Genomic DNA, 21,854 nt, shown 5'->3' with positions numbered 1-21,854 from the left:
TCTTACTCCGCATAATCGACCGGCACCGCCGTGCCGCTCTTCAGGATTTCCATCGAGATCGAGGCGGAAACGTCGAAGAGCTCCACCTTTCGCACGATCTGCTTGTAGACCACGTCGTAGTGCTCGACGCGCGGCAGCACGACCTTGACGATATAGTCATGGTTTCCCGTCAATCGATGTGCCTCGACGATTTCAGGGATATCGCTGATCGCGCGGCGGAACGTCTCGATCCACTCGTCCGAATGATGCGCCGTCTTGATCAGCGCGAAGACGGTGGTCGGCACGCCCATGCGCTCGCGGTCGAGCACGACGATCCGCCTGGCGATGTAACCCGCCTCCTCCAGCCGCTGGATGCGGCGCGAACAGGCGGAAAGCGAAAGATTGACCCGCTCTGCCAATTCGCCGACCGCGACGCTGGCATCCTGCTGCAACAGCCCAAGCAGCTTCCTGTCTCTCTCGTCAAGCACGCCGATCCCTCCACCCATTGCGATTCAATGCCGTATATATTTGCACAAATTTACCTCTATGCGCAAATTTTTCGCGCCGAACGGCATTCCTCTCGCGAACAAAGCGAACCATTCCGGCGGCTTCGGCCGCATAGTTCTGGCCATCGAACAACGGCGTGCCCGGCGCGCCATAAAGGGAAAGAGGAATGGCGATGCGCAAGATTGGTCTGATCGGCGGTATGAGCTTCGAAAGCTCGGTGGTCTATTATCGCATGGTCAACGAGGCGGTTCGCGAGCGCCTGGGCGCGCTGCACTCGGCCGAGGTGCTGCTGCATTCCGTCGACTTCCAGTCGATCGTCGACCTGCAGAAGGCTGGCCGCTGGGATGATGCCGCCAAGCGGCTTGCCGATGTCGCCCGTGGCCTGGAAGCGGCCGGCGCCGATTGCGTGCTGATCTGCACCAACACCATGCACCTGATCGCAGACGCGGTGCAGGCGGCGGTGAACATCCCGCTGATCAACATCATCGACGAGACGGCGCTCCGCCTCAAGGCCGCCGGCAGCCGCAAGCCGCTGCTGCTCGCCACCCGCTATACCATGGAGCACGGCTTCTACGCAGAGCGCATGCGGAGCCACGGCATCGACATCATGGTGCCGGACGCGGATGGCCGGACGCTCGTCCACAACGTCATTTTTGACGAACTCTGCGCCGGCAAGGTCCTGCGTTCTTCCCGCAGAGCTTTGATCGACCTGATCGACAAGGCCGAGGCGGAAGGCGCGGACGCCGTCATCCTCGGCTGCACCGAGATCTGCCTGACCCTCGACCCCAGGGCCCTGCCGCTGCCGGGCTTCGATTCGACCGCGATCCACGCGGACGCTGCCGTCGAGTTTGCGCTCGAGGGCGCGTTGCTGGCACGGGCTGCCTGAACAGAAACGAGAAACGGGTGCAAACGCAGGGCGGGAAATCCGCCCTCCGCTTTGCGTCCAGTCATTTTCTTGGAAGCGGCTTCAGAAAGATGCGCTCGTAGCTGATGAACGGCGGATCGTCGGCATAACGCGCATTGGCCGCGATGCCGTCCGGATCGCTGGCAACGTCACGACGATAGCGGCGGTAAGCCGCCTCGTCCGGAAAGGTAAAGAGCGCGATGGCGATATCCCCGGCGCCCTCCTCGCCGACACCCGGAAAGCTCGTGCCGATGCCCTCGGGCTTTTCGCGCGGGATGAAATAGCCGTGGTGCGTGCCGCCATGACGCTCGATGAGCTCAACCCAGGTTCGGGCATAGGCATCGAACTCCGTCATCCGGCCCTGCGCGAGCCGGTAGCGGATTTCACAGCTGACGGGACCATCCGGCATCAGGCTTCCTCTCCCTTGTATCCAGATCGCGGGCCGCGAAGGCCGATGCAATTGCCCCAGGGATCGCGCACCTGGCACATCCAGAGCCCCTCCTGGATCGCCATCGGTCCACGATAGAGAGGTGCGCCGAGCGCTTCGAAATGGGCAAGCGCCCGGTCGAAATCCTCGACCGCCCAGTAGACGACGGAACCTGCGGCACCGCTCGCCACCTTCTCATCCGCCTGAACGATTTCGAGATCCACCGTGCCGCCCTTGAGATAGGCGAAGTCGAACGCCTGAAGCCACCGGCGTTCGGCCGTTGGGAAAGCACGCTGATACCAGGCGAGCCCCTCTTCCGTGTCGGGAACATGCACCAGTATGGCCGCCACGCTTTCGGTCATCGCAATTTCTCCATCCCTCCATCCGGCCCTCTCGTTACAGGATTCGCCGACTGCCTCAGGCGGAAATCGCATCCGAGGCGGACCGGAACAGGCCGTCCGGGCGCGCGCCCAACGCCTGCCAATCGCATTCGGCAAGCCCGGCCGACGCGAAGGGGTCGATCAGCGTGCCCGAGACGATCGAGGCGAGCAGCGCCTGCATCGGCGGCGTGCGGGCGATCGTCGCGACCAGCCGGTCGCGCAGCCAGGCGAGCAGCGCCGAGTCCGACTGGTAGAACGGCGTGAAGGCCAGCGAGAGAAGCTGGAACAGCGCGACATGATTGCGCCGCGCGGCAGCATAGGTGGCAAGGGCGCAATCAAGATCCGGCGCGGTCTCCAGCGCATGCGCCAGCGCCGCCACGTCGAGAAGCGCCATGTTGGCCCCCTGCCCGAGCTGCGGGCTCGTCGAATGGGCACTGTCGCCGACGAAGGCGATACGGCCGGAGACGGGCGGGCGCATGGTGCGATGCGCATAACGCGCCAGCGTCAGCTGCTCCCAGTCGGCGACCTGATCGAGCAAGGGCGCACAATCCGGCCAGTAGTCGAGGATACGCGCCTTCCAGCGCTCAAGCCCGGCAATGCGCACCGCGTCCGCATCCGCGACCCTCAGGCTCCAGAAGAAGGCGACGCGCGCCTTCTCGCCGACCCGCGCCCTGCCCGCCGGCAGGATGCCGATCATCACCCGCGCCTGGTCGTAGCGCTGCACCAGGGCGTGAGGATCATGGACGAGCCCTTCGCTGTCGAGCGTCGCCCAGAAGGCACTATAGGTGAGCTCGCGCACTTTGGGCGCGACAGCGGAGCCGGCCGATAGCGTCGAGCGCGCACCGCTCGCGTCGATCACCAGATCATAGGCGCCCACCTCGCACCCCTCTGTGTCCAGAAGCACTGCCTTGGCACCCGCCATTCGGACATCGGCGAGCGTGACGCCAGTGCGAATCGGCAAGCCGGCGGCGACCACGGCATCATGCAGCGTGTTGAAAAGCGCCGCGCGCTGCACCGCCAGCCCGAAGCGGCCACCGGCCAGCGCGTCATAGCGCACGTCGAGAACGGTGCGGCCGGATCTTGCATCGGCGCCATAGAGCCGGTCGATCCGGCTGCCGAGGGCAAGCATGGACGGCAGCAGGCCGAGCGCGTTCAGCACCGTCAGTCCCGTCGGCTGCAGCATCAGGCCGGAACCGACCGGCGAGGCCACGTCGAAGCGTTCGAGGATTTCCACCCGATGACCCTGCCGCGACAGCATCAGCGCCGCCGCGAGCCCCGCCGGGCCGGCGCCCGCAATGCCGATATCAAGTGTCTTCATGGGTCCCCGAGGTGAGTAGGCAGTCGACGAAACTATAGGGAAAATCAAGGCGCTAGCGCAAGTCTACACGAAGGGACACGACGTCGCGCACGTGGTCGACAGCCCCTCATCCCCCTGCCGGGACCTTCTCCCCGCAGGCGGGGCGAAGGAGACTCGTGGCACCCCCTCGCTCCACCTCACGATTTTCAGTCACGACATTCTCGACAGCAGGTCCCGGCTGGGAGCGCAGCCGTCGTCCACGTCCCCTCTCCTCGCCCGCGGGGAGAGGGCTAGGGTGAGGGGCAAACTTCGCTAGCGAAAGCCCGGAACGAGAGAGAAAGCGCCGTATGCGCCAATGATTGGCCCCCACGGCGAATTTCGCGCCTGCAGGGAAACGCCCTACGCCTCCGCGTCGTACACCTCGCGTGCCGCGCGGATCGCTCCGTGGTTTTCCAACGACCAGTCGACGAAATGCTTGAGCAGGCCAAGCAGGGAGCGGCCGAGATCGGTCAGTGCATATTCCACGCTCGGCGGCTGGGTCGGGTAGACGGTGCGGTGGATGTAGCCGTCGCGCTGCAGGTCGCGCAGCGTCTGGGTCAGCATGCGCTGGGAAATGTCGGGGATGAGCCGGCGAAGCTGGGAGAAACGCAAGGGACCGTCGGCCAGCGACAGGATCATCAGCGAGTTCCACTTGCCGCCGATATTGTCCATGACGTCGCGCACCGGGCAGTTCTCCATGTCCATCGGAACGCCGCAGACGATGGCCACGCGCTTGCCCTTCACATCCCCGGTCAGCTTGTTCATAGGCGGTACCCTTCCTGTAACCACAGCAGAAAAAACTGCCTCCTTTACAGCTGTACCGAGATTACGAGATAAGAGCAAGTCTCAAAAAGAGACCATGTGCCGCGCGACCTCCCGGGCCGCCGGCATCAACGACGAGCGAGGAAAGTGCGGGCGATCTCCCGCGGCCATCCCGTCTCAGGTTTAGAGGAAAAGGAAAGACCATGTCCGATACATTGCTCGTCACCGGCGCGACCGGCCAGCTCGGCAAGCTCGTGCTCGACCAGCTTCTCGGCTCCGGCGTCGAGCCGGCGAGGATCATCGCCACCAGCCGTGACACGGCGAAGCTTGCCGACTACACGGCCAAGGGCGTTCAGGCCCGCGTCGCCGATTTCGACGACCCGGCCTCGCTCGACAAGGCCTTTGCCGGCGCCGACCGGATCCTGATCATCTCGACCGACGCGCTGGATCAGCCGGGCAAGCGCCTGAAGCAGCACCTCGCCGCCGTGGCAGCTGCCGAGAAGGCCGGCGCCAAGCATATCCTCTACACCTCGATGCCCAGCCCCGAGACATCGGTGATCCCCTTCGCGCCCGATCATCTCGGCACCGAAAACGCCATCAAGGCGACCGGCATCCCCTACACCATCCTGCGCAACGGCTGGTACATGGAGAACCTGTTCATGGCGCTGCCGCACGCGCTAGAGACCGGCCAATGGTATTCCTCGTCCGGCGAGGGCCGCCTCGCCCACATCGCCCGCGCCGATGCCGCCAAGGCGGCCGCCGCTGCGCTTGCCTCAAGCGGGCGCGAGAGCCGCACCTATACGCTGACCGGCGGCGAGCAGCGCTCGACCGACGAGATCGCGGCCCTCGTCGCCAAGGCGACCGGCAAGCGGCTCGATGTCGTGCACATCTCGGACGAGGCGCTCGCAGGCGGCCTGAAGGGCGCCGGCCTGCCGGACTTCCTCATCCCGATCGTCGTCTCCTTCGATGCCAACACCCGCGAAGGCCATATCAACATGGTGACGAACGACGTGACGTCTCTGACGGGTGCAACGCCGGTGAAGCTCGGCGCTTTCCTGGAAGCGAGCAAGGCGAGACTTGCCGGCTGAAGAAGGAATCCGGTCCGAAACGACGCGAGCCCGGCCATCCGTGCCGGGCTCCCAGATTGCGACGAGGGAGATGCCCAATTGCGTCTTCCGCCCCGGCAGCAGGATCTTGTCAGTCGCCGTCGCCACATTTTGTTCTTGTTATGTTCACTATGATGCGCTATGCATTCCCCACCTTCACCACCGGAGAAAGGGGACATTATGAGCGCTTATTTGACCGTGGGTGCCTTGGACTGCGCCCGCTCGAATGCCTTCTATGACGCAATTCTCGCGACCATCGGATGGAGCAAGCACATAGAGTTTCCGGACTGGCGCGCCTATTCCGAAGGCGGAGCCGGCAAAGGCTTTGTCCTGTGGGTCTGCAAACCTTTTGACGGTGAGCCGGCGACCGCCGGAAACGGCTCCATGGTCGGGTTCATGGCCAAGTCGCCCGCGGAGGTGGATGCTTTCTACCAGGCCGCCATCATCAATGGCGGGGCGGACGAAGGCGCACCCGGGCCGCGTCCGCACTATGGGCCTGACTGGTACTCCGCCTACATGCGCGATCCATCCGGAAACAAGATTTCAGTCGTCTACAACGGCTAGGGTTGCCGTTGCGGACAATACGGGACGGCTTTGCGAAAACGACGTGCACGGACGGATCGCGACCATGCTTTGCGGGTTCCCCTGGGCTTGTTTCCCATTTCCCAGGGGGCTGGGCGGGCCGCGCCTGCCGCACGGTCCGCTCGGATCTTGCCTGACTTAGCGTACGGCCTCCACCGGCAAGGCATCTGCCCGCAGCGCGATCTCCGCAAGCACGAGTGCGCTGACGCCGGCGATAAAGAACCCGGCGGACAGATTGAGCGTCGTGCCGTCGTAAAACGCGCCGAATGCGATCGCAAAAAAGGTCGCGATCAGGCTCGAGCCGGAGGCGATCAACGACGCCCCGAGGCCCGCAACCTGCCCCAGCGAGCGCATGGCCATGGCATTCAGGTTGCCGAAGAGCACCCCGATCGCAAAGAAGGCCGCAAAGCCGAGTACCATCAGCACTGTGAGCGGCGGCCGGCCGGCCCAAAGGGTGGATGCCGCCAGCATCGCGAGCCCCGCCACCGCCAGGCCAATAAAGCCGTAACGCGCCATCGCCTCCGAACCGAAGCGCTGCACGAGCTTGGCATTGAGGAACGAGGCAAGCCCGATGCCGGTCGCCAGCATGGCAAAATACAAGGGGAAGGTCTGCCCGATCCCGTAGGCGTCGAAGAACAGATCCGCCGCGGTGCTGAGATAGAGGAGCTGCGCACCGAAGACGAGCCCGGTCGCCACGATCAGCAGCGCCACGCGCCGGTTTGACAGGATGCGCCGCCCGTTCGACACGAGAAGCCGCGGGCGAAAGGGAATGCGCTTCTCTAGCGGCAACGTTTCCGGCTGGCGCACCACCAGCCACACGCCGAGAAGTCCCGCCGCCGCGAGATAGACCGCAAAGACGCTACGCCAGCCACCGACGGCGATGATCCCTTGCGCGAGCGTCGGGGCCAGCATCGGCACGAGAATGAAGAGCGTGAACATGAACGACATCACACGCGCCATGGCATCACCCTCGAACTGGTCGCGGATCATCGCCCGCGTCGCAATCTTCGGCCCCGAGACCCCGACGCCCTGAAGGAAGCGGCCGAGAATGACCATTTCGAGCGAGCCGGCTGCCATGGCGATGACGGTTCCGAGCGCATAGACGCCAAGCCCCAGAACAAGCGCCCTCTTCCGCCCCATCGCATCGGAAAGCGGCCCGAGCAAGAGCTCGCCAAACGCCATGCCGAGGATGAAAAGCGAGATGATGTGCTGGGTGGAAAGTGGCGGCTGAACGCCAAGATCGGCCCCGATCTGGCGCAAGCCCGGCAAAAGCGCATCGATGCTGATCGAGGTCAGCGAGGTCAGAAGCGCATAGAGAACGATGCGCTCACGGAAACTGGTCTGGAATGTCATTGGCTGCACACAAGGGAAGGAAAGACTCGACCTATAGCAGTCTTACCGCAAGCCTGCGCGTACCAGTCGCAACATCACCCACAAAAAGCGCCGGTTTCTGCAGGTGATATTTTCGGGTCGGCGAGGCTTATGAATTGAGATGTGACGCATCCGCCAGGCTGACAACCGCGCGGTTTCGAAAGAAATCGTCCTGGCGCAGATGCGTGATGCTGCCGGATTTTGCCGGAAAACTCAGGAAGCCCGTGGCGTCGATCGGGATCTTCATCCAGGCGGCAAGCACCAGCGTCAGCGTGAAGCCATGGGTGACGATGATCTGCGTTTGGCAGGGCCGCGCCACGATGGCGTTTACGCAAGGGACGACGCGCAGCGCCACGTCGCGACGGGTTTCCGTGCCCTCGATGCCGCAATCATGGTCGAGCCGATTGTCATCCGGTGCCGGGCTATAGCGCGCATCGAGCCACGCCTGGGGCCTGCCACCCGCAACGCCATAGCTGATTTCCCTGAGATCGGCAGTTTCCATCACCGGCCGTTGGAAGCGCCTTGCTATCGCATCGGCCGTCTGGGAGGCGCGGCGCAGATCGGAGCTATGGATTTCCACGTCCCTTCCGCCAACCAAGGCCACCAGCCGTTCGGCCGTTAACTCCGCATCCTCTCTGCCGCGGGTGGTCAGATCCGTGTCGTACCAGCCACCCACCTTGCCTTCCAGGTGATGGACGGATTCCGTGTGGGTGACGACGAAGAGATCCTTCATGGCATCGCTCGGGTTTCGCAAGACGCTCCTGCCGCGCAAGAACTAAGGCGCAGATGTCGCCTCAGACCTCCTGCCCGCAGGCGCGGCGGAAGCGGCGCACCGTTTCGGCCATACCGTATTCCAGCGCATCGGCCGTCAGGCCGTGACCGATCGAGACTTCGGCAAGGTTGGGGATGTGCCTTGCGAGCAGCGGCAGGTTGGCCACCGTCAGGTCGTGCCCGGCATTGACGTCGAGCCCGAGGCTTGCGGCAATCGCAGCCGTGCGGCCAAGTTCGGCGGCGATCTTCTCGGCCTTGTCCGGGTCGTCATAGCAACCGCCATAGGGGCCGGTGTAGAGTTCGATGCGATCGGCGCCGGTTTCCTTGGCAATCCGCAAGGCCTCCGTATCCTCGTCGCCATCGGCAAACAGCGAAACGCGAAAACCCTTCTTCTTCAGCCGGCCGACGACATTGCCGAGCAGGTTGTGGTTCTTGCGGAAATCCCAGCCGTGGTCCGAGGTCGCCTGCGCCGGATCGTCGGGCACCAGTGTCACCTGCTCCGGCCGATGCATCTCCACGAGGCCGAGGAATTCCTCGTTCGGATAGCCTTCCATGTTGAATTCCGTCTCCGGAAACGCCTGGTCGATCAGGTCGCGGATCGGCTGCAGATCGCTGAAGCGGACGTGGCGCTGGTCGGGTCGCGGATGCACGGTGAGACCGGCAGCCCCCGTTTCGAGCGCGATGCGGCCAAGCGCGGTGACGGAGGGCCACGGCAGATCGCGCCGGTTGCGGAGCATTGCGACGGCATTCAGATTCACGGACAGTTTTGCAGGCATGTCTGAACTTTCCAGAAAGCGGGCCCAAGGCGGGCCCAGACGCAGGCAATGTGGTTGCAATGTTCTACTGCATAATTGCTGAAACCGAAAACAGTTTGAGGTCCGATTATGCAGCAATTCCAAGGAGGTCGCAGGGGAGCGATGCGACGTTTGCGCGCGGTTCGTTTGCCCGCCTTGTCTTGACCAAGTCTTGACAATCGGCGTCTCTAATATGCGGGAAGACTCAATCACGAACGGCGAAAATGGCCGACTGGACTTCCGCTACCATCCGCCACAGGGAGAACCGGCGCAATTTTTACGTTTATTTCAGAAAAAACTCAAATTTGGCGTCTACTACCCTGACAACCACCTTTTTAGGGCTTAACTTTCCGAATCAGATCGAATGGCCCAGCCCGCGCCGCGATCGCATTTCATAGATTTTAGTTCACATGACACTGGAGCAAGAACGGATGACGACGGTCGAAAGACCCTGCGACGAGACGATTCGACGGGCCCTCCGTCGTATCCTCGAAAGCAAGGCTTTCGCGCGTTCAGAGCGCCTCAGGGCCTTCCTCACCTATGTGGTCGAGAAGGAGATGGCCGGCGAAGGCCATCAGCTCAAGGGCTACTCGATCGCGATCGACGTCTTCGACCGGCCCCAGGCTTTCAACGCCGACAGCGACCCGCTCGTGCGGGTGCACGCCGGCAAATTGCGCAAGCTGCTCAAGGCTTTCTACGAGGGCGACGGTGCCGACGAGGAATGGCGGATCGCCATTCCCAAGGGAACCTATGTTCCGGAGTACCAGCGCGCCCGCAACGAGGAAGAGCATCAGGCCGCAAGCTCGCCCCGCCAGCCGAAACTGACGAAGCGGCGCTTTGCCGGGCACCGGCCCGCCTGGCCGCCGGCGCCCTTCTCGTCGCCACTCTCGGTGCTGACCGTGCTGCCGCTGCTCCTTTTCGCGCCGATGCCCTCGCAGGAAATGACGCTGGACATCGACGCGCAGGCAAAACTCTTCAACGCGCGCCACGCGACCGAACGGGTACTGCCCTCGGTTCAGGTGAAGATGGCGGGCGCCGAAAACGAAGATGCAAAAGCGTTTGCCACGGCGCTTCGCCTTGCGGCCCAGCGCCACAAGACGCTGGCCCGCGCCACCGACGGCGACACCGGTCGACCCGTTTCGCGCAATTCCGCCCTGTCGTTCACCGTGCAGGTGACCTGGTACGATGCGCCGGCGCAGGGCATCCGCGTCACCCTCTCGCATGATGGCGAGAACGTGCCGCTGCGCCAGGACTTCATTACCTGGAAGCGGCTCGCGTCCGAGCCGGACCTGCTTTACGAGAGCATGTCGCTGGCGTCGGAACTGTTTTCGCTCGACGGCGAGATCTACGAGCACGCCCGCCAGGAGCAGATCGAAAGCCCCCTCATGGGCTGCATGGCCGCTACCCAGCGCTATCGCAAGCACCTGACCCGGGGTGCCTTCGAGGAAGCCTGGTCCTGCCAGCAGAAGCTGTCGCCGTTGCGCGGGGACGAACCACTGTTCATCCTGAGCTCCAACAGCCCGCTCAAGGTCATCGGCCACTGACCGCGTGCGCCGCATCTTCGAGGACGCGGCAAGCTCACCGTAACGCTTTGAATCACTGCATGTTTTCCTGGATCGGCCCACAGCGCCGCGCGTCTTATCAGACGCGCAAAGGTCGCTGTAGCCCTTTGATTTTCTGCATGTCTTGGTCCTTAAATCGAGGTCGATTCAAGGAGACAGGCAGTAGGAAACCATGCAGTGGCAGCGGCCCCTCCAGTCGGGGAAAACGGGCGTCAGCCTACCAATATTAAGGACTGGTCATATATTTGATTCGCGTATACGGTGCACGCATGCGTTGGGAATGGATGCCTGGTTGCTCGTCAGGCAAGCATCGAAGTCCTGAGTAGAACCGCGTGGTCCACGCGGGATGCCCCAGCCGAGCAGCAGGCATTGTCGTTGTCGATCAACGAGTGCCTCAGCACGCGGACGCGGTCCGCACCTATGAGACCCGGTGATCGCCGCCGCTTCCGGACGCGGACTGTTACACCCTGGGTCGGCCTCGATTCAGGTCAAATATGCGGAAAATCAAACGTTACAGAGACAACGCGCCGGATAGGCGCGGCCTGTAGACCGGGGACAATCGATATGCCGCGAGACCACTGGAAATACGAAGGCATGCTCGCCGCGCCCGAACGCGTCGGCTTCCTGCCCATCCTTCCCCTTCCCCATCATGATCCGACGGCCCCGCTGGCGATCGCCGACATGGCCGATGCCTTCGGCGTCACCCACCGCACCCTGCATTTCTACGAGGAGAAAGGCCTTCTGACCGCCGCGCGCATGGGGCCGATGCGGGTTTACAACGAAGAACACATCCGCCGCATGGCTGTCATCAACGCCTGCCGCGAGATCGACATGCCGATCGCCGCCATCCTGGAGCTTTTGACCGGCCTTGCCGGCACCGAAGAACAGGCAGACGCCGACCAGTTGTTTCGCGAGGCGCTACTGGCGCGGCGCCGGGAACTTGCCGCCCAGCAGGCGAACCTGCGCCGCCAGATGCAGCGCATCACCGAGCTGCTCGAAAGCAGCGATGGCAGCGGTACCGCGACCGATGAAGATGACCATGTCCACCTTTCCCCGATCGAGAGCGAGTGTCTGACCTTCATGGCCGACGGTTATCCGGCCCCGCGCATCGCCGGCCTGATGGAGATGGACGTCGCCGCGGCGCTCACGCTCGAAGCCGGCATCATCCGCAAGTTCGGCGCCAACAACCGCTTCCAGGCAATCGCCAAGGCCGTACTCGCCGGAATGATCTCGGCGGAGTAACCGAAGCACCTTACGGCGGTTTTCGTCTTCGCCTGGAGACGTGTCAGCGCGTCTGGAGGCGGCACGGCCAAAGCCTGTCCGGTAGCCGGCCATACCGCCGGTTTGCCGGCGATTCTCCCGGGATCGTCGACAATGGGATGTCTTCGACGCCGCGCTCATGTTACGAGGCGCTGAAACGACATGAGTGAGATATCCCGATGCTTCCCTGGATCCAGCTAGACCGAGCCACCATTCCCGGAGACGGTGACGAGTTGCGCCTGAAGCAGCGTGGCCAGGAATTTTCCATCATGCTCGGCTCGACCGAACTGATGAACAGCCGGCTGAGCGGCTCGGAAGAGGCGCTGGCGACGCTCGCCCACGAGCGGATCGCCGGCCGGAAAAACATGAGCATGCTGATCGGCGGCCTCGGCATGGGGTTCACATTGCGGGCGGCCCTCGCCGTGCTGCCGGACGATGCCAACGTCGTCGTCGCAGAGCTCGTGCCGGCCGTCGTCGAATGGGCGCGCGGCCCCATGGCTGATCTTCACAAGGGCACGCTCGACGATCCCCGCGTCGATATCCATGTCGGCGATGTCGGCGCGCTGATCCGCTCGAAGAAGGCCGCCTATGATGCCATCCTGCTCGATGTCGACAATGGCCCGGACGGATTGACGCGCCCCTCCAACGACAGTCTTTACAGCCATACCGGCCTTCGCGCCGCCCAGGCTGCGCTGCGGCCCAGCGGCGTGCTTGCCGTCTGGTCCTCGGCGCCGGACAGCGCTTTTACGCGGCGATTGCGTGAGGTCGGCTTTGCCACCGACGAGGTCAATGTGCGCGCCAATGGCAAGCGTGGCGGTGCGCGCCACGTGCTGTGGATGGCGACCAAGCGATAATCGCCCGTTATGCGGCCGGCCTTATCCAGCTTGCCGCCTACAGCGCCGCGCGTCTTATCAGACGCGCAAAGGTCGCTGTAGCACTTTGATTTTCTGCATGTCTTTGTCCTTAAATCGAGCTCGATTTAAGGACAAAGACATGCAGTAGGTCAAAAGCCCGGACTGGTGAGCCTAATTTGCTTCGTCGATACATACCGAGCGGATGTCGCCGTTGCTCAGCGTCGTCTTGCACCGCTGGTTCGATTTGCAGTTAGGGTCACCGTTGCCCGTCACGACACCGCCAACGCGCTCACATTCCTGGGCAGTCAGTTCAGCAGAGCCGACCGTGGTCTGTGGGCCGGTTGCTCCAGCCTTGACCGACGGCGATTTCACCAGCGGCTTCTTGGTCTCTGCCACCAGAACCAGGTCCGATGGATTTGCAGCGGTGGGGCTGGTCCAGGACGGACTGTTTGTCATGTTGATAGGCGCTGCGTGGATCGTCGTTGCAAAGCCTATTGAGAATGCGGCGACGGAAAGGAAGCGAGCCCGAGACATTTTGCCCTCCACAACCGGTGGTGAAGCTATGATATTAGCAGCAAACAGGGCGGTGCGGAATCCACGTGTCGCTTGGCAGAGAAACGGGTTGTATCCGCCAGCCGAAATCGCGTCCACTATGCTGACAAAAGGCCTCGACGCGATGATCCTGTTGATCGGCAACGTCGCACCCCTTCCGTAGCCGCCCTTAGCGAACGATCGTCAGTCGCTCCGCCGCGCGGGTAATCGCGGTGTAGAGCCAGCGTTCCCGCGTATCGCGGAAGGCCCAGCTCTCGTCGAACAAAACGACGTTGTTCCACTGCGAGCCCTGCGCCTTATGCACCGTCAGCGCATAGCCGTAGTCGAACTCGTCGTAGCGCTTGCGCGTCGTCCAGGGGATCTCGCCCTCGACATCCTCGAAGGCCGCCTTCAACAGCTTGATCTTGGCGGCACCGCGATCCATGTCGTCGTCTTCGGGCCGGATCATCAGGTTGATGCCCGGCTTCACCGTTTCCTTCGACGAGCTCATCACCTGCCACAGCGAACCGTTGAGCAGGCCTTTGGCCGGATCGTTCCTGAGGCAGACGAGCTTGTCGCCGGACTGCGGATAGTCGCTGGTGAAGCCCTTGAGTTCGCGCAGGCGCTGATTGTAGCGCCGGCGGGTCTTGTTGGTGCCGACAAGCACCTGATCCGCTTCCAGCACCAGCTCCTGGTTCACCTGCCCGCGACCGATCACCTGCGTGGTGCCGTAGTCGCCATGCATGATCTCGTTGCCTTCGCGCACCTGCATCGCGAGTTGGATGATCGGATTGTCGCGCGCCTGACGATGGATGTCCGTCAGCAGATAGTCCGGCTCCTGGTTGGTGAAGTAGCCGCCGCCGGATACCGGCGGCAGCTGCCCGGGATCGCCGAGCACGAGGATCGGCGTGCCGAAGCTCATCAGGTCCTTGCCGAGCGCCTCGTCCACCATCGAGCATTCGTCGACGATGATCAGCGCGGCCTTGGCGACCGGGCTCTGGCGGTTGATCGCAAACATCGGCGCGATCGAGGTCTTGCCGGTTTCCTCATCGGAAACCTCCTCCTCGCCGCGCGGACGATATATCAGCGAGTGGATGGTCTTGGCGTTGCTGGCACCCTTGGAGCGCAGCACCTGCGCGGCCTTGCCGGTGAAGGCGGCAAACAGCACGTCGCCATCGACATGTTCGGCAAAGTGCCGGGCCAGCGTCGTCTTGCCGGTGCCGGCATAGCCGAACAGCCGGAAGAGCGGCGAGCGGCCCTCTTTCAGCCACTGCGAAACGGCCTTGAGGGCCTCATCCTGTTGCGGTGCGAACTGCATGGGGCTGAGTGTCAGGATTCGGGCGGCACACGCAAGCCCGGATTTATGGGCTGCGCGGCCCCTGTGACGGAAGGTTGGCGGGCACTCCGCGACAATTCACGAAATTGCCATGCAAAATCAATATCTTTTCGGCTGAACCCATCTGTCGAGCTACCCGGGCCAGGGATCTTTTGTTCACGTTTTTTTCTCACAACGCGCGTTCGTCACACAGCTGCGAGCCTTCCCGGCAAGTATGGCGACATCGCTCCCCTTATTTCCGGCCGACGGCAGCTGTGGCACTTTCTTGCCGTGCCCCTTGAATGCAACGCCGCATTGTTGCTAACGAGCGGGACATTGATGGCGCCGCGATCCTGCTGGTGACGACCATCGCTCGAAGCCCGTCGAGGCAGGCCACGAACGGCTGTTCCGCCTTTTCGGGGTCATGCCGGAGAATGCCCGTGACGACCCACAAGCCCAAAGCCGCGTCCTCTCCGGAAAAGGTCGGCATCGGACGGCTGGCGCCGTGGCTGCAATGGTGCCTGCTTTCGGCAATCTCGGTCGTGCTCGCCTCGTTCTTCGAATTCATCGGCCTTCCGGCAGGCCTGCTGATGGGCCCGATGCTCGGCGCCGTTCTCGTCGGCATGAACGGCGGGACGATCCGCCTGCCCCGCCAGCTCTTCTTCTGCGTGCAGTTCATCCTGGCGATGATGATCGCCGGCGCCATGACGCCGGGCATGCTCGTGACCTTCTCCGGTAACTGGCCGCTGTTCCTCGCCGTCATCCTTTCGGTCATCGCCGTCAGCACGCTGTGCGGCTGGGTGATCACCCGCATGCGCATCCTGCCGGGCACGACGGCAATCTGGGGCTCGTCGGCCGGTGCCGCCTCGACTATGCTTTTGATGGCCGATGCCTATGGCGCCGATGCCCGCCTCGTCGCCTTCATGCAATATCTGCGCGTGATCTTCGTCGCCAGCACAGCAACGGTCGTGGCGCATATGTGGGTTACTGGTGCCGAAGCCGAGCAGACCACGCACTGGTTCGCGCCGATCGACGGCTTGCTCTTCCTGGAGACGATCGCCTTCGGACTTGCCGCAGCCCTTACCGGTCGCTTCCTGCGCGTGCCCGCCGGCGCCTTCCTGCTGCCCTTCCTCGTCGGGGCCGTGCTGAACGTCACCGGAGTCACGACCACGGTGCTGCCGCAATGGCTGCTGGCGCTCTGTTTTGCGGCTCTCGGCTGGAACATCGGCCTGGGCTTCACCCGCCAGATCCTCATCCACGCGCGCCGCGCGCTGGTGCCGACGGTCATCTCGATTATCGTGCTGATCTCCTTCTCGGGTCTGCTCGCGGTGCTCCTGATCAAGGTCGTCGGCATCGATCCGCTGACCGCCTATCTCGCCACCAGCCCCGGCGGGCTCGATTCGATCGCGGTCATTGCCGCCTCGAGCAATGTCGACCTTTCCTTCGTCATGGCGCTGCAGACCGCCCGCCTTCTGATCATCACCATGATCGGTCCAGCCCTCGCCCGCTTCGTCGCCGACCGGGCTTGAGCCACTCGGGATCTACACGCCCGGCCGCACCTTGAAGCGCGCCAGCGCTGTGATGACCGCTTCCTTCACCAACCGCACGCGCGGCAGTTCCGCCGCCTGTTCATGGACCAGCATCCAGAGATCCGGGGCCAAGGGCGGCACCTCCGGCAGCAGAGGCACGAACCCTGCCGACTGGACCGCAAAGGCAGGCAACACGGCGAGCCCGAGCCCGTTTTTCACCGCCGCCATCTGCGCACCGAGGGAGGTGAGACACATCGACGGCTGGAGACCGGGGCAGAGCCTTTCGACCCAGGCCACCATGATCAGGTAACTCAACTCCTCGCTCCAGCCGATCACCCGGTGGCGGTAGAGGTCAGCCGGCGTACCTGGCGTACCGTGGCGTTCAAGGTAGCTGGGTGCTGCATAGAGGCCGAAGGCGAGAGAGCCGATCTTGCGCTGACGATAATTGCCCTGCTGCGGCCGGACGAGGCGCAGCACGATATCCGCCTCCTCTCCGATCAGGCGCACCGGCCGGACGCTCGAATGCATCTCAAGGCGGATTTCCGGATGGCTTTGCAAGAGCCCCGCCAGCTCGGGCAACAACACCTCCTGCCCGAGCAGTTCCGGCACGTCGATACGGACCGGCCCGGCGAGATCGCTGTCCTTCTCGCGCGCCGTGCGCTCGAAGACGCGCATCTGCGCCTCGGCGCGCTCAGCCGGCGCCACCAAGTCTTCGCCGGCGGGCGTCAGGTCATAACCGTCGCGATGGGGCCGGAAGAGCTTAACCTGCAACGCCGCTTCCAGTGCCTCGATCCGGCGCGACACGGTCGATGCGCTCACACCGAGCCTGGCCGACGCGGCACTCAACGACCGCGCATTGGCGACGGCCAGAAAGAACTTCAGATCATTCCAGTCCATTTGCTTTCCATTTTTGGAAAATCGGTTTGCGCAAAGGTTTCTCAACCGACGCTGAAAAATCAAGCAGATTCCGCGAAATCCCTTGGAGAGCAGCATGGCGATCGAGACTGAAGCCTTCCAATTTTCCGAATTTGGCGCGCCAGAGGTGCTCGCTTTCAAAGCCGAGACGCTGGCCGACCCCGCGCCCGGCGAGATCCAGATCCGCCACCTCGCGATCGGCGTCAATTACATCGACATCTATCATCGCCGCGGCACCTCTCCCCTCACGCTGCCGAGCGGCCTCGGCGTCGAAGGCGTCGGCATCGTCACGGCACTTGGTGAAGAGGTGGTGGGCTTTGCTGTCGGCCAACGCATCGCCTATGTCGGCGGTCCGCCCGGCGCCTATGCCACCCACCGCAACCTGCCCGCCGCACGGGCGCTGGCGCTGCCCGACGCGCTCGACAGCCTTGAGGTCGCAGCACTCGTCTTCAAGGGGCTGACGGTCGAGTATCTCATCCGCCGCTGTTTTCCGGTCAAACGCGGCGACACGGTGCTGTTCCATGCGGCGGCCGGCGGCGTCGGCTCGATCGCCTGCCAATGGCTGAAGCACCTGGGGGCGACCACCATCGGCACGGTCAGTTCCGCCGAAAAGGCCGAGATCGCCCGCGCCAACGGCTGCGATCATGTGATCCTCTATACCGAGGAGGATTTTCAGGCGCGTGTTGCCGAGATCACCGGCGGCCAGGGTGTCGATGTCGTTTATGAATCCGTCGGCGCCGAAACCTTCGCCAAATCGCTCGATTGCCTGCGCCCGCGCGGCACGCTGGTTTCGTTCGGCGCCTCCTCCGGCCCGGTGCCGCCGCTTGACGTCTCCTTACTTGCGGCCAAGGGCTCGCTCTATGTTACCCGCCCCTCGATCGCGCATTACACCGCAGACCGAAGGGAATACGAGACGGCGGCGCGAGACCTGTTTGGCGCGATCCAGGCAGGGATCGTTCGCGCCTCCGCCATCACCACCTATCCGCTGTCTGAAGCGCGCAAGGCGCACGAGGACCTGGAGGCCCGGCGCACGACCGGGTCCGTGGTTCTGCTGCCCTGAACAGGGGCTGCTTCCAGCAAATCACCGTCCTTTGCCGGCTGCGCGATTGCCAATCGCGCGGCCGGTCGCTCCGTTTGCTTCGGTTCCGGCAGCGAAATGGCGGAACCGACACAGCCACCAGTTTTCCGGGAATAAATCCCCCGCGCACCGTGTCTCACGGTTGGATCTGCAAGCATGCGGCTCTTGCGGAACGGGACGAGGAGGCATTCGCCCGTTTCCGGATAGGAAAATCATCTTGAGGAAGGACAATTGCCATGAGAACGTTTCCACTGACGATCGCCATGCTCCTTGCCGCCAGCGCCACGGCCTTCGCCGCGCCGCCGGTCAAGGAAGTCGAATCGGCCAAGGGCAAGGTACTGGCCGGGGAAAACGGTATGACGCTCTATACCTACAGGGACGACCATGGCGGCGTGTCCAGCTGCTACGACAATTGCGCCAAGAACTGGCCGCCCTTCCTGGCGGAAGCCAGCGCCAAGGCCGAAGGCGCCTATACGCTGGTCGAGCGCAAGGACGGCAAGAAACAGTGGGCCAAGGACGGCATGCCGCTCTATTTCTTCGTCAAGGACAAGAAGATGGGTGACATTACCGGTGATGGCGTGAAGGGCGAATGGGATGTCGCAAAGCCGTAATGGCGGCAATGCGGATGCGGGGGCCGAAAACCCCGCATCCGACCGGTTCGAAGAGGATGTGCTGGCGCTGGTGCCGGCCCTGAGGCGCTATGCGCGCAGCCTCGTGCGCTCGGATCCGGATGGCGAGGACCTGTTGCAGGATTGCGTGGAGAAGGTGCTCGCGCGCCGCGCGCAATGGCGCGGCGTCAACCTGCGCGCCTGGGCCTTCACCATCATGACCAATCTCGGCCGCAACCGGCACCGCTACCTCTCCATGCACCCGCAGGTGGCGCTGGATGAGGACCTGGGGCTCGAGGCGGAGAACCGCGAAGGCGACCCGCTCGAACGCTCCAAACTCGAACGGGCGCTGAACGGCCTTTCGACCGAGAACCGCTCGGTGCTGATGCTCGTGGTGATCGAGGGATACCGCTACCAGGACGTGGCCGAGATGATGGCCATTCCGATCGGCACCGTGATGTCGCGGCTCTCACGCGCCCGACGCCAGCTTGCCGAAGCCATGAAGGACGACAATGTGATCAGCATGCGGAGACCGAAATGACGGAAGATCTCAACACCGTCTCCGAGGACGACCTGCACGCCTATGTCGACGGTTTCGTGACCCCACGGGAACGCGAACGGATCGAGCAATGGCTGGAGAGCAACCCCGCCCGCGCCGAAGAAGTCAGGCAATGGCAGGCGCAGGCGGTGGACCTTCGTGCGCTCTTCGCCGGCTACGCCCGCAGCGACACAAACGACCGCGCCCTGCTCTCGAAAAGCCGCAACGATCTTCCGCAATCGGACCCGGACAAGGGCAAGCGATCCGCCACTGGCCATCTGCGCGCCATCGCCGCCGGTCTCGCCCTCTTTGCCGCGGGCGCGCTGACCGGCCTCTATGCGCCATCTCTGTTTTCCGCCGATGGCGGCAACCAATCGATCGAGACCGCCGACAGCTTGCCGCGGCAGGCGCAATCGGCCTTCCTGGTCTATGCCAGCGAAGTGCGCCACGCCGTCGAAGTGGGCGCCAACGAGCAGAACCATCTTGCCACCTGGCTCGGAAAGCGCCTCGACCATCCGCTGTCGATCCCCGATCTCTCCTCGCTCGGCTTCTCGCTGGTCGGCGGCCGGCTGCTGCCGGTCAATGGCAAGGCGGGTGCTATGTTCATGTATGAGGATGGCACCGGACGCAGGCTCACCGTGCTTCTCGGCCGCAACGACGACAACCGCGAGACCAGTTTCCGTATCGACAGCGTCGACGGCGTCGAGACCTTCTACTGGATCGACGGGCCGATCGGCTATGCCGTCACCGGCGAGGTGCCGCGTAGCCTGCTGCAGCAGGTGGCCGACGAGTGCTACCGCCAGTTCGACAAGAGCGAGGCGACGGGAAGTTAAGATCGCGGCGCGCCCTGTCCGGCGCGTGTCCGCCCAATCAGAAAAAGCCGAGCAGCTTGTAGCGGGTCTTGCGGCGCGCGTCATTCCAGAACATGCGGAACAGCAGGAAACTCGTCCACAGTGACATCGGCGGCAGCTTGTCCTTCAGCCGATAGCAGCCGACGGTGTAGTCCCAGCGCTGGGCAAACTTCTGCCGGAAGGTCTTGGCGCCATAGCGCTGAACCGATCCCGAACCCTCGATGAAATGGAACTCGGGCCCCTCCACATAGGCGACGAGATCGCGCACCACGAACTCCGTGACGATGTAGGAGGCGCCGGTCCAGGGATAGCTGAACTCGGCATAGCGCCGGAGCAGGATCTCCAGGCTGCCTTGCGACCGATAGATGCCGTAGACCCATTCGGACGGATAGCTCAGATTGCGCGGGATGTTGCCGTCGCGCACGCGCTGGGCAAAATTGAAGACGTCGCGGTTGGGGCTGGCAAGGCGTCCCTTGCCGTTGTTGAAGCGCCTGACGTCCGAAACCCCGAGCAGCTTGGTCTTATCCGCGTCCAGGGCGGCGACGAGGCGCGACAGGTAGTCGAGCGTCGAAAAGTCGTCGCAGGCCCTGAGGCAAAAATATTCGCCGAGCTCAGTGCCAAGGTGGAAGCACTTGAGGAAGTTTTCGTCAGCCTTGAGATGGACCTCGTTTTCGAGAACCTCGAAACGAGGATCCTTCGCCGCGAAAGCCTTGGCGATCTCCAGCGAACCGTCGGTCGACCTGTTCTCGACGATGATGGCGCGAAAATCCCTGAAATCCTGATCCGCGATGCACTGCAGGCACTTTTCCAAGGTCTTCGCACCATTGAAGACCGGAAACAGAACGACGAGTTTCGCCTTCTCCATTCTCACTCCAAACCATTCGCCGAGCCGCGCTTCAGGCGCGCTCAAGCCGCGTTATAAATCCGAGATCCAGCAATTGCCTCGATCCGGTGAAGCGCACCGAAACATCCGACGTCAATTGCAGGCCGCCGGCGTTTGCTATGTTCTCCTTGATCTTCACATAGACGGCGGAGGCATCGAAATACTGTCCGCCTGCCGCCGCCGCATCGACGACCTCGGCATAGTCGGCGAAGAACTTGAAATGCAGCAGCACGCCCATGGCGGCTGGAAAATTCCGGTCATAGGGCAAGGGCTGATGGATGCTGGGCCCGAAGCAGCACTCGCCGTCCCAGAACAGCAGCGGATACTTGACCATCTCCAGGTCGGTGCCGAACTTGCGATAGCGCGGCCCACCCTTGACGCTGAAGGCCCGCTTCATCGCATGCATGGCGTAGCCGGTGGCATCGAAATGATCGGCAATCTCCCAGGGGGCCTGTTGCTCCAGCTTTTCAACGTCGGCGCGCTCGAGATCCACCGGATACATGTCGAGCATGGGGGCGAGCATGCGGCGGGCGCCCATGCGTTCCAGCGCCGGAATGAGCCACTTCAGTCCGCGTTCCTCATAGCCGTCATAGACGAGATACTCGTCGGAATCGACATTGACGTACCATCGGCCGGTGCCATAGCGCTCGAACAGCGTTTCCCGCCATTCGCGCCCGCGCCGCGCCTCCTTGAAACGGACGACGGACGACCAAACGTCGACGTCCGGCTGCGCCACCAGATATTCGCGCGTGCCGTCGGACGAGACGTCGTCGATGCAGATGAAGCGTGTCACCCCGAGCTTGCGGTAATGCGCCAGGAACGACGGCATCAGCTTGAGGTCGTTGTGGGTGATGAACATCAACGGGATATCGTCGGGCGACAAGGTCGCCGGCCCCCGCGCGTTCAGGCACGTCAACTCGTGCCGGCGTCTCTTTTTCCTCTCCCGCCGGGCCATCCTTTTCGTTTCCAGCCATGTGCTGAGGCGTTCGAGCGGCGTTCTTCTGAACATCT

24 protein-coding genes are annotated in these 21,854 nt (G+C 63.3%); 11 read left to right on the top strand and 13 right to left on the bottom strand.

Annotated elements, in window-relative coordinates; all coding sequences use genetic code 11:
* Positions 1-2: 2 nt before the first annotated feature.
* Complete coding sequence (locus ACTJKE_RS12195; protein ID WP_057253667.1) at positions 3-467, bottom strand: Lrp/AsnC family transcriptional regulator; 465 nt, start codon at positions 465-467, stop codon at positions 3-5.
* A gap of 185 nt (positions 468-652) precedes the next feature.
* Here ACTJKE_RS12195 and ACTJKE_RS12190 point away from each other — a divergent pair, with 185 nt between their 5' ends.
* A complete protein-coding gene (locus ACTJKE_RS12190; RefSeq protein WP_082616040.1) occupies positions 653-1,372 on the top strand; it encodes an aspartate/glutamate racemase family protein in 720 nt (239 codons plus the stop codon).
* 61 nt (positions 1,373-1,433) lie between these two features.
* Here ACTJKE_RS12190 and ACTJKE_RS12185 read toward each other — a convergent pair whose 3' ends face one another.
* From ACTJKE_RS12185 to ACTJKE_RS12170, 4 genes are all read right to left on the bottom strand, one after another.
* Positions 1,434-1,799 carry an NIPSNAP family protein gene (locus tag ACTJKE_RS12185; RefSeq protein ID WP_113514314.1) on the bottom strand — a complete coding sequence of 122 codons (366 nt, stop codon included), beginning with the start codon at positions 1,797-1,799 and terminating at the stop codon, positions 1,434-1,436.
* Positions 1,799-2,179: a VOC family protein gene (locus ACTJKE_RS12180; protein ID WP_440691875.1), complete on the bottom strand. Its 381-nt coding sequence runs from the start codon at positions 2,177-2,179 to the stop codon at positions 1,799-1,801. The genes ACTJKE_RS12185 and ACTJKE_RS12180 overlap by 1 nt, the downstream gene beginning before the upstream one ends.
* A gap of 55 nt (positions 2,180-2,234) precedes the next feature.
* Positions 2,235-3,515, bottom strand: coding sequence for an FAD-dependent oxidoreductase (locus tag ACTJKE_RS12175; protein ID WP_440691874.1), 1,281 nt, complete (start codon positions 3,513-3,515; stop codon positions 2,235-2,237).
* Between the two features lie 378 nt (positions 3,516-3,893).
* Positions 3,894-4,298, bottom strand: a complete 405-nt coding sequence (locus ACTJKE_RS12170; RefSeq protein ID WP_058321302.1) for a winged helix-turn-helix transcriptional regulator — start codon at positions 4,296-4,298, stop codon at positions 3,894-3,896.
* Positions 4,299-4,498: 200 nt separating this feature from the next.
* Between ACTJKE_RS12170 and ACTJKE_RS12165 the strand changes: the two genes are divergently transcribed.
* A complete protein-coding gene (locus ACTJKE_RS12165) occupies positions 4,499-5,383 on the top strand; it encodes an SDR family oxidoreductase (RefSeq protein ID WP_113514318.1) in 885 nt (294 codons plus the stop codon).
* Positions 5,384-5,581: 198 nt separating this feature from the next.
* On the top strand, positions 5,582-5,965 hold the full coding sequence (locus ACTJKE_RS12160; RefSeq protein ID WP_058321300.1) for a VOC family protein: 384 nt from the start codon (positions 5,582-5,584) through the stop codon (positions 5,963-5,965).
* Positions 5,966-6,121: 156 nt separating this feature from the next.
* On the opposite strand, the gene ACTJKE_RS12155 is transcribed toward ACTJKE_RS12160, so the two are convergent.
* The 3 genes from ACTJKE_RS12155 to ACTJKE_RS12145 form a co-directional block, all read right to left on the bottom strand.
* Positions 6,122-7,336: a multidrug effflux MFS transporter gene (locus ACTJKE_RS12155; RefSeq protein WP_113514320.1), complete on the bottom strand. Its 1,215-nt coding sequence runs from the start codon at positions 7,334-7,336 to the stop codon at positions 6,122-6,124.
* A gap of 127 nt (positions 7,337-7,463) precedes the next feature.
* On the bottom strand, positions 7,464-8,087 hold the full coding sequence (locus ACTJKE_RS12150) for a histidine phosphatase family protein (protein ID WP_113514322.1): 624 nt from the start codon (positions 8,085-8,087) through the stop codon (positions 7,464-7,466).
* A gap of 61 nt (positions 8,088-8,148) precedes the next feature.
* Positions 8,149-8,901, bottom strand: coding sequence for a pyridoxine 5'-phosphate synthase (locus tag ACTJKE_RS12145; protein WP_113514324.1), 753 nt, complete (start codon positions 8,899-8,901; stop codon positions 8,149-8,151).
* 449 nt (positions 8,902-9,350) lie between these two features.
* Between ACTJKE_RS12145 and ACTJKE_RS12140 the strand changes: the two genes are divergently transcribed.
* The 3 genes from ACTJKE_RS12140 (at position 9,351) to ACTJKE_RS12130 (ending at position 12,595) form a co-directional block, all read left to right on the top strand.
* A complete protein-coding gene (locus ACTJKE_RS12140) occupies positions 9,351-10,463 on the top strand; it encodes a hypothetical protein (protein WP_440691873.1) in 1,113 nt (370 codons plus the stop codon).
* 582 nt (positions 10,464-11,045) lie between these two features.
* Positions 11,046-11,723 carry a MerR family transcriptional regulator gene (locus ACTJKE_RS12135; RefSeq protein ID WP_057253643.1) on the top strand — a complete coding sequence of 226 codons (678 nt, stop codon included), beginning with the start codon at positions 11,046-11,048 and terminating at the stop codon, positions 11,721-11,723.
* Between the two features lie 197 nt (positions 11,724-11,920).
* The gene (locus tag ACTJKE_RS12130) at positions 11,921-12,595 is read left to right on the top strand and encodes an MnmC family methyltransferase (RefSeq protein ID WP_058326714.1); all 675 of its coding nucleotides are present in this window, start codon (positions 11,921-11,923) and stop codon (positions 12,593-12,595) included.
* A 171-nt stretch (positions 12,596-12,766) separates the two neighbouring features.
* Here the strand turns inward: ACTJKE_RS12130 and ACTJKE_RS12125 are convergent, their stop codons facing one another.
* Both ACTJKE_RS12125 and ACTJKE_RS12120 read right to left on the bottom strand, forming a co-directional pair.
* Positions 12,767-13,291: a hypothetical protein gene (locus ACTJKE_RS12125; RefSeq protein WP_156414709.1), complete on the bottom strand. Its 525-nt coding sequence runs from the start codon at positions 13,289-13,291 to the stop codon at positions 12,767-12,769.
* 25 nt (positions 13,292-13,316) lie between these two features.
* Positions 13,317-14,444 carry an ATP-dependent DNA helicase gene (locus ACTJKE_RS12120; RefSeq protein WP_057253637.1) on the bottom strand — a complete coding sequence of 376 codons (1,128 nt, stop codon included), beginning with the start codon at positions 14,442-14,444 and terminating at the stop codon, positions 13,317-13,319.
* A 437-nt stretch (positions 14,445-14,881) separates the two neighbouring features.
* Here ACTJKE_RS12120 and ACTJKE_RS12115 point away from each other — a divergent pair, with 437 nt between their 5' ends.
* Positions 14,882-15,970 (top strand): AbrB family transcriptional regulator, encoded by a 1,089-nt coding sequence (locus tag ACTJKE_RS12115; RefSeq protein WP_440691872.1) that lies wholly within the window; start codon positions 14,882-14,884, stop codon positions 15,968-15,970.
* 12 nt (positions 15,971-15,982) lie between these two features.
* Here ACTJKE_RS12115 and ACTJKE_RS12110 read toward each other — a convergent pair whose 3' ends face one another.
* Entirely contained in the window at positions 15,983-16,867 is an 885-nt protein-coding gene (locus ACTJKE_RS12110) for a LysR family transcriptional regulator (protein WP_110878486.1), read from the bottom strand.
* 94 nt (positions 16,868-16,961) lie between these two features.
* Here ACTJKE_RS12110 and ACTJKE_RS12105 point away from each other — a divergent pair, with 94 nt between their 5' ends.
* The 4 genes from ACTJKE_RS12105 (at position 16,962) to ACTJKE_RS12090 (ending at position 19,942) form a co-directional block, all read left to right on the top strand.
* The gene (locus tag ACTJKE_RS12105) at positions 16,962-17,945 is read left to right on the top strand and encodes a quinone oxidoreductase family protein (protein WP_440691871.1); all 984 of its coding nucleotides are present in this window, start codon (positions 16,962-16,964) and stop codon (positions 17,943-17,945) included.
* Positions 17,946-18,199: 254 nt separating this feature from the next.
* Positions 18,200-18,574, top strand: coding sequence for a COG4315 family predicted lipoprotein (locus ACTJKE_RS12100; RefSeq protein WP_440691870.1), 375 nt, complete (start codon positions 18,200-18,202; stop codon positions 18,572-18,574).
* Positions 18,558-19,112: an RNA polymerase sigma factor gene (locus tag ACTJKE_RS12095; RefSeq protein WP_440691869.1), complete on the top strand. Its 555-nt coding sequence runs from the start codon at positions 18,558-18,560 to the stop codon at positions 19,110-19,112. The genes ACTJKE_RS12100 and ACTJKE_RS12095 overlap by 17 nt, the downstream gene beginning before the upstream one ends.
* On the top strand, positions 19,109-19,942 hold the full coding sequence (locus tag ACTJKE_RS12090; RefSeq protein WP_440691868.1) for an anti-sigma factor family protein: 834 nt from the start codon (positions 19,109-19,111) through the stop codon (positions 19,940-19,942). Before ACTJKE_RS12095 ends, ACTJKE_RS12090 begins: the two co-directional genes overlap by 4 nt.
* Positions 19,943-19,979: 37 nt before the next feature.
* Here the strand turns inward: ACTJKE_RS12090 and ACTJKE_RS12085 are convergent, their stop codons facing one another.
* Both ACTJKE_RS12085 and ACTJKE_RS12080 read right to left on the bottom strand, forming a co-directional pair.
* Positions 19,980-20,825, bottom strand: coding sequence for a glycosyltransferase family 2 protein (locus tag ACTJKE_RS12085; RefSeq protein WP_440691867.1), 846 nt, complete (start codon positions 20,823-20,825; stop codon positions 19,980-19,982).
* Positions 20,826-20,856: 31 nt separating this feature from the next.
* Positions 20,857-21,798 (bottom strand): glycosyltransferase family 2 protein, encoded by a 942-nt coding sequence (locus ACTJKE_RS12080; protein WP_440691913.1) that lies wholly within the window; start codon positions 21,796-21,798, stop codon positions 20,857-20,859.
* Positions 21,799-21,854: the final 56 nt, after the last annotated feature.

This window comes from Ensifer sp. 22521, from assembly GCF_052044795.1.
Lineage (GTDB): Bacteria > Pseudomonadota > Alphaproteobacteria > Rhizobiales > Rhizobiaceae > Ensifer.
This window is presented reverse-complemented; position numbering and strand designations above follow the sequence as displayed.